Origin of the sequence: Streptomyces sp. NPDC021100 (genome assembly GCF_044333095.1) — a bacterium.
Lineage (GTDB): Bacteria > Actinomycetota > Actinomycetes > Streptomycetales > Streptomycetaceae > Streptomyces.
In genome coordinates, this window is the sequence record NZ_JBIRQH010000002.1 from 40,521 (window position 1) to 49,450 (window position 8,930).

At 73.3% G+C, this 8,930-nt stretch carries 7 protein-coding genes; 4 read left to right on the forward strand and 3 right to left on the reverse strand.

Annotated features, from left to right (window positions below):
* Positions 1-188: 188 nt before the first annotated feature.
* Positions 189-1,418, forward strand: coding sequence for a serine hydrolase domain-containing protein (locus ACH4PU_RS03880; protein WP_398265504.1), 1,230 nt, complete (start codon positions 189-191; stop codon positions 1,416-1,418).
* A gap of 51 nt (positions 1,419-1,469) precedes the next feature.
* On the opposite strand, the gene ACH4PU_RS03885 is transcribed toward ACH4PU_RS03880, so the two are convergent.
* Together ACH4PU_RS03885 and ACH4PU_RS03890 are read right to left on the reverse strand one after the other, a co-directional pair.
* Positions 1,470-2,378 (reverse strand): universal stress protein, encoded by a 909-nt coding sequence (locus ACH4PU_RS03885; RefSeq protein ID WP_398265507.1) that lies wholly within the window; start codon positions 2,376-2,378, stop codon positions 1,470-1,472.
* A 375-nt stretch (positions 2,379-2,753) separates the two neighbouring features.
* Positions 2,754-3,854 carry a calcium:proton antiporter gene (locus ACH4PU_RS03890; protein WP_398265510.1) on the reverse strand — a complete coding sequence of 367 codons (1,101 nt, stop codon included), beginning with the start codon at positions 3,852-3,854 and terminating at the stop codon, positions 2,754-2,756.
* Positions 3,855-4,039: 185 nt separating this feature from the next.
* Here ACH4PU_RS03890 and ACH4PU_RS03895 point away from each other — a divergent pair, with 185 nt between their 5' ends.
* From ACH4PU_RS03895 to ACH4PU_RS03905, 3 genes are all read left to right on the forward strand, one after another.
* Entirely contained in the window at positions 4,040-5,518 is a 1,479-nt protein-coding gene (locus tag ACH4PU_RS03895) for an amino acid permease (protein WP_398265513.1), read from the forward strand.
* A gap of 441 nt (positions 5,519-5,959) precedes the next feature.
* Complete coding sequence (locus tag ACH4PU_RS03900; protein WP_351509936.1) at positions 5,960-6,118, forward strand: hypothetical protein; 159 nt, start codon at positions 5,960-5,962, stop codon at positions 6,116-6,118.
* Positions 6,119-6,130: 12 nt separating this feature from the next.
* The gene (locus ACH4PU_RS03905) at positions 6,131-6,664 is read left to right on the forward strand and encodes a DUF4190 domain-containing protein (protein WP_398265516.1); all 534 of its coding nucleotides are present in this window, start codon (positions 6,131-6,133) and stop codon (positions 6,662-6,664) included.
* Positions 6,665-7,017: 353 nt separating this feature from the next.
* On the opposite strand, the gene ACH4PU_RS03910 is transcribed toward ACH4PU_RS03905, so the two are convergent.
* A complete protein-coding gene (locus ACH4PU_RS03910; protein ID WP_398266932.1) occupies positions 7,018-8,133 on the reverse strand; it encodes a WD40/YVTN/BNR-like repeat-containing protein in 1,116 nt (371 codons plus the stop codon).
* Positions 8,134-8,930: the final 797 nt, after the last annotated feature.

An 8,930-nucleotide genomic window follows, 5' to 3' on the forward strand; every position in this document is an offset into this window, starting at 1 on the left:
GGAGGCTCCTCCCAGGAGTCCCGGCGCCACCCGCCCCGTCGGTCCCGCACGGAACGGCGGAGCGGGTGGCCGGTTTCCCTCCCCTCCCGCCCTCCTCGTTCCGGTTCCGCTCAACGGGTGGGCGCACCACGGGAGTCCTGTCCCCCGTACGCACCTCTCATCGCACAGTGACCGAACGGAGACCGCAGATGAGCAGCGTAAGGAGAGCGCGCAGCACCCTGGTCGCCGCGGCGGCGGCCATGACGGTGGCCGCGACCGCTGTCACCTCGGCCGTGGCCGCCCCGGCGGCCGGCGGGCGCACGTCGCACCAGGCGACGCAGGCCGCGCTGGAGGCGCAAGTACGGGCGGGAGTACCCGGGTTGCTCGCGGAGGCGCGGGACGAGGACGGGCGGTGGAACGGCTCCGCGGGGGTCGCGAACGTGGAGACGCACCGCAAGCGGCTGCCCCAGGACCGCTTCCGGATCGGCAGCATCAGCAAAGTGTTCAGTTCGGTCGTCCTCCTCCAACTGGAGGCGGAGGGCAAGGTCGGCCTCGACGACACGCTGGAGCGCAGACTGCCCGGCGTCGTCCGGGGCAATGGGAACGACGGCAGCCGCATCACCATCCGGCAGGTGCTCAACCACACCAGCGGCCTCTACAACTACACGGACGACGAAGGCATCCGGAAGTCGCTCAGCACCGATTTCTTCAAGCACCGCTACGACACCCGGAAGCCGGCCGATCTCCTGCGCACCGCCCTGTCACACCAGCCGAACTTCACGCCGGGCACGGACTGGCGCTACTCCAACACCAACTACATCCTCGCCGGGATGCTCATCGAGAAGCTGACCGGCCACTCCTACGCCGACGAGATCGAGCGCCGCGTCGTGAAGCCGCTGGGGCTGCGCGCCACGACGCTGCCGGGCACCTCGCCGGGCATCCCGGGCCCGCACGGGCGCGGGTACAGCAAGCTGTTCGACGACTCGTCCACGAAGATCTACGACACCACCGAGCAGAACCCGTCGTGGGCCTGGGCCGCGGGCGAGATCATCTCGACCACCGGCGATCTCAACCGCTTCTACGGCGCGCTGCTCGCCGGCCGGCTGCTGCCCGAGCGGCAGCAGCGCGAGTTGCTGACGACCGTGCCGAGCAAGGGCGAGCCGGGCGAGACGGGGTACGGGCTGGGCATCTCGCGGGCCGTCACCTCCTGCGGCACGCCGGTCTGGCTGCACAGCGGCGGCATCCACGGTTCCACGTCGCTGGCCGTGTCGTCGCCCGACGGGCGGCACACGGCGGCGTTCAACCTGAACGGCGACTGGACCGGCGACCTGGCCGCCCTCGTCGACGCCGAGTACTGCGGGACAAGCACGCCCGCCCCGGACGCCGGTGACCGGCGGAACGGCCACCGGGCGCTCCAGCGGATGACCGCGCTGCGCTGATCCGACGCGGCGGGGCGAGCGGGGTGTACGTCCCTGCCCCGCCCCGCCGGCTCAGGGGTGCGGCACCACGGCGACCGGGCCGGGCGCGTGGTGCAGGGCCGCCAGGGCGACCGGGCCGAGGCGCTGGACGCCGTGCCGCCCGGGCAGCCGGCGTCCGACGACCACGAGCGCGGCCCCGGTGCCATGGGTGAGCAGCACCTGGGCCGCGCTGCCCGTCTCGACGTGCACGGCCACGTCGACCGCCGGGTGGCGTTCGCGCCACGGGCGCAGGACCTCCTCGAGGCTCCGGCGCTCGCGTTCGTCCATCCCCTCGTCCTCGCCGGCGAGCCACAAGGAGCCGGGGCTCCAGGCGAAGACCGGCGGAACCGTCCAGGCCCGTACCGCCCGCAGCCGCGTGCCCAGCCGTTCCGCCGCGGCGAACGCGAAGTCCAGGACGGCGGCGCCGCGCTCCTCCAGATCCTGTACGCCCACGACGACCTCGCCCGTGGCCGGGTCGTCCGCCGGACCGTCCGCGTACCGCCCGCTCCCCCGGCGGTCGTCGTCGCGCGGACCGCGGACGACCACGACCGGGCCGGTGGCCTGGCGCAGCACGTGCAGCCCGACGGATCCGAGCAGGTGGCCGACGACGGTGCCGTGGCCGCGCGAGCCGAGCACCAGCAGGTCGGAGCCGGCCGCCTCGGCGATGAGGGCGGGGACCGGGTCGGCGGCGACCTGCCGGGTGATGACGGTGAGGCCCGGGAACTCCTTGGCCGCCCGCTTCCCCGCGTCCCGCAGGACGTCGGCCGCCCAGCGCTCCCGCGCCGCGGCGTCGTCGGCGGGGACCACGGCACGGGGGCGCCGTACGGAGGCGTGCACCAGGCACAGCTCCATGCCGCGCCGCGCGGCCTCGGCCGCCGCCCAGTCGGCCGCGGCGCGGCTGTGATCGGTTCCGTCGACTCCGACGGCGATGGTGCCGGGCATGGGACCCTCCTGGGGCGCGGGGGCGGTGCGTACGCGAGGCGCCGGACGGGAGCGGCCGGCGCCTCCACCTCCAACATGGCTGCCAGGGCCGGTCTTTCGGGAGGGGCCGAAAGGCCCTGTCCCGGGTCCGGACAGGCCCGTCGGGCGGCAGGCCGGGCGGGTCGAAGCCCGCTGGGTCCACGGAGGGTGTCCGGCGGGCGGAGGGTGACGGGTCGCCGAGGCGCCCGGCGGGCGGAGCGCCCGATCGCCGGAACGCCCGTCGGCGGGCCGCCCGGACGCCGCTTCGGCCGCGGAGTGGTCGGTCAGGCGCCATCTCGGTCCGCGGCGGGTCGGTCAGACGCCACCTCGCCCCCCGAGGAGTCGGTCAATCACCGCTCAAGGACTGACCGCCAGCACCACGTACGCCGCCAGCAGCGACAGGTGCACGCCGCCCTGGAGGGGCGTGGCCCGGCCCGGGATCACCGTGAGGGTGCCGACGGCGACGGTGAGGGCGAGCAGGACCATGTGGGTCGCGCCGAGGCCGAGGACGAGCGGGCCCTCCAGCCAGACCGAGGCCGCGGCGACCGCCGGGATGGTGAGGCCGATGCTGGCCATGGCCGAGCCGAGACCGAGGTTGAGGCTGGTCTGGACGCGGTCGCGGCGGGCGGCGCGGACGGCGGCGATGGTCTCCGGGAGCAGTACCAGGAGGGCGATGACGACGCCGACGACGGACGCCGGGAGGCCGGCCGCGGCCACGCCGGACTCGATGACCGGCGAGACCCCCTTGGCCAGGCCGACCACCGAGACCAGGGCGACGCCCATCAGCCCGAGGCTGGTCAGCGCGGTCCGGGCGGTCGGCGGGTCGGCGTGGTCGTCGGTGTCGATGACCTCGCCGGCGGCCGTCACGGGCAGGAAGTAGTCCCGGTGCCGTACGGTCTGGGTCGCCACGAACAGGCCGTAGAGGGTCAGGGCCGCCAGCGCGGCGAAGACGAGCTGGGCGGCGGAGAACCGCGGCCCGGGGGTGCTGGTGGTGAACGTCGGCAGGGCCAGGCTGAGCCCCGCCAGGGTCGCCACGGTGCCGAACGCCGCGGCCGTCCCCTCCGCGTTGAAGACCGCCACGCGCCGCCGGAGCGCACCCACCAGCAGGGACAGGCCGACGATGCCGTTGCAGGTGATCATCACGGCGGCGAAGACGGTGTCCCGGGCGAGCGAACTGCTCTTGTCGCCGCCGTCGGCCATCAGCGTGACGATGAGGGCCACCTCGATGACGGTCACCGCCAGGGCCAGCACGAGCGAGCCGAAGGGTTCGCCGACCCGGTGCGCGACGACCTCCGCGTGGTGCACCGCGGAGAGCACCGCGGCGGCCAGGCAGCAGCTCACGAGGGCCACGAGGCCGGGGGACAGCGACCGCCCCCAGGTCAGCGCGAGGACGGCGGCGGCCAGGACGGGCGCGCCCACCGGCCAGTGCGCCGGGAGGGAGCGGAACCGAGCGCTCATGAGCCGATCTTCGCAGATCGCCCGATACGCGCATGTTTTCCGCGGTCTCCCGCCCCTTCCGCCTCCGCCGCGCGACGATCACCGTGCGTGACGCGATCGTCCGAATATCGGACGAGCCACACACCCACTCACCCGTTTGCCCATAATCGAGGCCTCCCGATCTCGCATATTGGACAGGCATGACCATGAGCCGGACACTGACACCCTCTCCGCCGCCCTCGGGCGGCGGATCCGCGACCGACGCGGCCGACACGCCGCCCGCCCGCGGCACGGCCCCCGACGACCGCCCGGCCGGCGACGCGTCGCGCCCGGGCCCCTCGGGCTCGCTGTCGAACGGGCTCAAGCAGCGGCACCTGTCGATGATCGCGCTCGGCGGGGTCATCGGCGCGGGCCTGTTCGTCGGCTCGGGCGCCGGCATCGCCGCCGCCGGGCCCTCCATCGTGCTCGCGTACGCCGTGTCCGGCCTGCTCGTGATGTTCGTGATGCGGATGCTCGGCGAGATGTCCGCCGCGAACCCGGCGTCCGGCTCGTTCTCGGTGCACGCCGACCGGGCGATCGGCCCGTGGGCCGGCTTCACCGCCGGCTGGATGTTCTGGACGCTGCTGGTGGTGGGCGTGGCGATCGAGGCGATCGGCGCCGCCCACATCCTCCAGGGGTGGTTCCCCGGTACCCCGTCCTGGATGTGGGTGCTGATCCTGATGGCGCTGTTCTGCGGCAGCAACCTGGGCTCCGTCGCGCACTTCGGCGAGTTCGAGTTCTGGTTCGCGGCCCTGAAGATCGGGGCCATCGCCCTCTTCCTGGGCCTCGGCGTGCTGGCGATCCTCGGCGTGCTGCCCGGCAGCGACTCCCCCGGCACCGCGCACCTCCTGCACGACGGCGGCTTCCTGCCCAACGGGACGAACGGGCTGCTGATCGGGCTGCTGGCCTCGGTCGCCGCCTACGGCGGCCTGGAGACGGTCACCATCGCCGCCGCCGAGTCCGAGAACCCCGTGCGCGGCGTGGCCAAGGCCGTCCGGACGACGATGTGGCGGATCGGCGTCGTCTACGTCGGGTCGATGCTGGTGATCGTCACGCTGCTGCCGTGGCACGACAAGGCCGTCACCGAACAGGGGCCGTACGCGGCCGTGCTGGAGCGGCTCGGCGTCCCGGGCGGCGGCCAGATCATGAACGTGGTCGTGCTGATCGCGCTGCTGTCGGCGATGAACGCCAACATCTACGGCTCGTCGCGCATGGCTTACTCGCTGGTCGCGCGGGGGCAGGGCCCGAAGTTCCTGGCGAAGGTGTCGGGCGGGATCCCGCGCCGCGCGGTGCTCGCCTCGTCCGGCTTCGGCTTCTTCGCCGTCCTGCTCTCCTTCTGGTGGCCCACCACCGTCTTCGCCTGGCTGCTCAACATGGTCGGCGGCGTCGTGCTGATCGTGTGGGGCTTCATCGCCGTCTCCCAACTGCTGCTGCGCCGCCGGCTGGAGCGCGAGGCGCCCGGCACGCTGGTGGTCCGGATGTGGGGCTTCCCGTATCTGACGTGGGTGACGCTGGCGGGGGTGGCCGGGGTGCTGGTGCTGATGACGCTCGACGCGGACACCCGGGTGCAGCTGTACTTCACGGGCGGCCTGGCGCTGGCCCTGGCCCTGGTCGGGCGGCTGCGGCAGCGCGCCGGGAGGCGCTGACCGGCCGGCCGGCCCGTCGTGACGAGAGGTCCGGAGAGGCCGCTTCCCGTACGGACGGGGAGCGGCCTCTCCGGCGTCGCGGCCCGCGCGCCGGAGGGCCGAGGCGAGTGCGCTGCCGCGGGACGCGTGATGGCCGCGGGCGCCGCCTGCCAGGGGTGAACGGCGTGGCGCACCCCGCCCTGACCGGAATGCCCACGCTCACCTGCCACCGACGATTTTCGCTCTCGCCCCCTCCCCCGGACACGCACCGGCCGTTCCCCAACCGGCCCCCGCCGGAGCGGAGTAGGGCGTGTCACACGCATGGCGGCCGGATCTCCGGGCAGCCGTCGGTTCAGGAGATCGAACACGCGACGACGCGAGCGGCTGACACGGCGTCAGGGAACGACCCGCGCGTCGTCGCCCGCGGACCGCCCATTCGACAGCTCGACGGAAAGGACGGACATGTTCTTCCTTGTCCTGGCCCTCTTCCTGCTCGGCGTCCTGACCGGGACGGCCGCGCACGTGCCCCTGTCCGTGACCCTGGTGTCCGCGGCGGCGATCCTCGTCTGGCTGGCCGCCTTCGCGGTGCGGGAGCGCCGGACGCACCGGCGGGACCGGTAAGGAGGAGCCCCCGTGAACCCCTATTCTTCCCCTTCCCTCGACGAGCGGAAGCCCGTCGGCCCCGCGGCCGACGGCCATCGCTCCACCGGCACGCACGAACGCGCCGGCGAGCGCCGGACCGCCCCCGTCAGGCCGGGCACCGGCCGCCCGGACCACACGCGTCATCCGGCCGACATCGGCCCCGGAGGCCGTCACCAGGCCGACCGCCCCGACGCGAACCGTCATCGGCACCCGCGTCAGGACATCGGTCCGCGGCACACGAGCCGGCGGTTCCTCGGGCGCCGGGCCGCGGGCCTCGACCCGGCCGAACGGCGCCGCCGGAACGTCGACTTCATGGCCGTGACGTCGTTCGTCACCGGACTCCTCGGGCTGCTGATCGCCAACCTCGTCTTCGGCCCCTGCGCCATCGCGCTGGGCGCCGTCGCCCTCGCCCGGGGGACCGTCCGCCGCTTCCGCGCCCGGCTCGGCATGGTGCTGGGCGCCGTGGGACTGGTGCTGTACATCGTGCTCTCGGTGGCGGACGGGACGCCGAGCTGGCATCTCTGAGGCCGCAGGGGGGCGTGCGGGCCGCCGGCCTCGTCGAGCGTGCCGGCGGCGATACGACGGACCGCGTCCCGCGGCGAGGCGTCCCGTCCGCGTCGTCCGGGCCGTACGCCGTCTTCACTGCTCGGCTACGCGGCGGGGGCATCGGCGGCGGCCGGTGCCGCCAAGTCCACTGCCCCCTGTGCGATTTCCGTGTTCTCTGTGTTCCCTGCGTTCGCAGCCGTCACGGTGATGACGCAGGCGCGGTGCCGGCCGGGCGGCACCGCATAGGGCCGCCGGCCCGCGCGACCTCCACGTGCGCGCGAGCCGGCCTCCGTCCGTCCCGTCCCGGAGGAATCCCCGGGCGGGGTGCCGGATCAGTGGTCGATCTGCACCTCTTCCAGGCCCAGGTACATCACGGACGGCCGGGCCGGGTTGAAGGCGATGGCCGAGATGCCGTCGTGGGCGTTGTGCGTCTTGCCGACCTTGCCCGTCCGCGCGTCGTAGCGGTACAGGTCGGTGCCGTACGCCTGGAAGTACGTGCCGTACTCGAAGTACAGGACGTTGGCGTCCACGGGGCTCGGCGCCAGCAGGGTGCTGTTGGTGAGCTCGGTGTCCGGGGTGTCGTCGACGATCCGGGTGTACGTCCGGCCGCCGTCGGTGGACCGGTACAGGTGCCGGCCCTCGGCGCCCGAGCTGGGCGCGGCCTCGACGAGGTCGATGCCCAGGGCGTAGACGACGTTGCGGTCGGCCGGGGAGACGGACGCGGCGAAGAGGTTGGCCTTGCCGCCGGCCGTGGCGGACAGGCCGGTGGCGGCGGTCCAGGTGGTGCCGCCGTCGGTGGTGACCGCGCCGCCGGTCGTCATGCCGCCGGCGACCGCGTGGTCGAGGTCGGCGGGGTCGAAGGACACGGTGTAGAGGTTGGCCCCCGGGCCGAAGGCGAGCTTGCCGATCGGCTTCCAGGTGGCGCCGGCGTCCGTCGAGTCGTAGAGCTGTCCGTCGCTGCCGGCGAGGCGGACATGGTCGCGGCGCGCCTTGTCGGTGCCCACACCGACGATGTCGGCGCTGGGCGGGGACAGCTTGGTGACGGTCTTGCCGTCGACTCGGGCGAGGTAGCCGCCGTTCTTCTCCCAGGCGAAGGCCCGGCCGCCGGGGGCGGCGGTCAGCCAGGTGGAGCCGCTGCCGAGCGTCGCGACCCGGGTCCAGGTGCAGCCGGCGTCCGTCGAGCGCTGGAGCTCGTCGTTGTGCGTGGCGAGGAGCGTGTTGGGGGTGTCCAGCGCGACCAGGCCGTGAGTGTAGCTGACGGACTTCAGGGTGCCCGTCGTCGGGGCGAGGCTGGCGCCGTCGTCGGTGGTGAAGGTGACGGCACCGTCACCGGTGACCTTGGTGCACGAGGGGGCCCGCCACCCGGAGGTGGAGTCCGCCGCCTGGGCGGCGAGGGACGACTGGGCCAGGACGATGGTGGTGACGGCCGCGGTGACGGCCCATCCCATCCGCTTCACGATCTCTCCCTTGTGGGGCGCAGATATGAGGTTGTTGTTGACGATCAGGTTCTATCGGGGCGGAGCTGCGGAGCAGAACACGCTTGAGCGCCAATCTTCCTGTCCAGAAAGGATCTTGACGTAAGGTTTCCTGTCTGCGGACGGGGATTTCGTCACCGTTCCGTCCACCGGCGTTCACCTCCGTCCACCGGCGTTCACCCGCGCGCCGTCCGCCGGCCCGCTCGGCACCTCCGGGCCCCTCGACGCGGCGCCCCCGGGCCCCTCGACGCGGCGGCCCCGGCCCCCGGCCGCACCGCGCCGCGTGATGCACCGCCACGGGAGGGGCGCCCTATACCGCTTTAGTCGGCTCGGACTCCCCGCCGCACCTCGGGGCCCCCACCATTCTCGATCTTGATCACGCCGGCCGGGATCTTATTACCAGCGGGTATTCCCCGACGGTCCCGACCTGCGCTTACCGTTCACGATTCGGAACCCTTCGCCTTCCCCGCAAGCGAGTCTTTGGCCGGGCCATCTATCGGTGGCCGACCCGATACGGGAGCAGGGTCACATTCGAGCGATCACCCATTGACACGCCGCATTCAGTGATCAATCATCGCCGTACAGTCCAGACCCGACACACGGCGCCTGTCGCCTCGCGTTCCTTACGCCATGGCGATCGGGCGACCCGGAGGTTCGCCATGCCCTGACGCCGCCGCATGAAGTCGTTCATGACGGCTGGTCGTTACCGGTGCCGCAGCCGAATTTCCCCCGGTAAGCGCACGCCCCCACCCATGCCTCCCCCGCTTTCC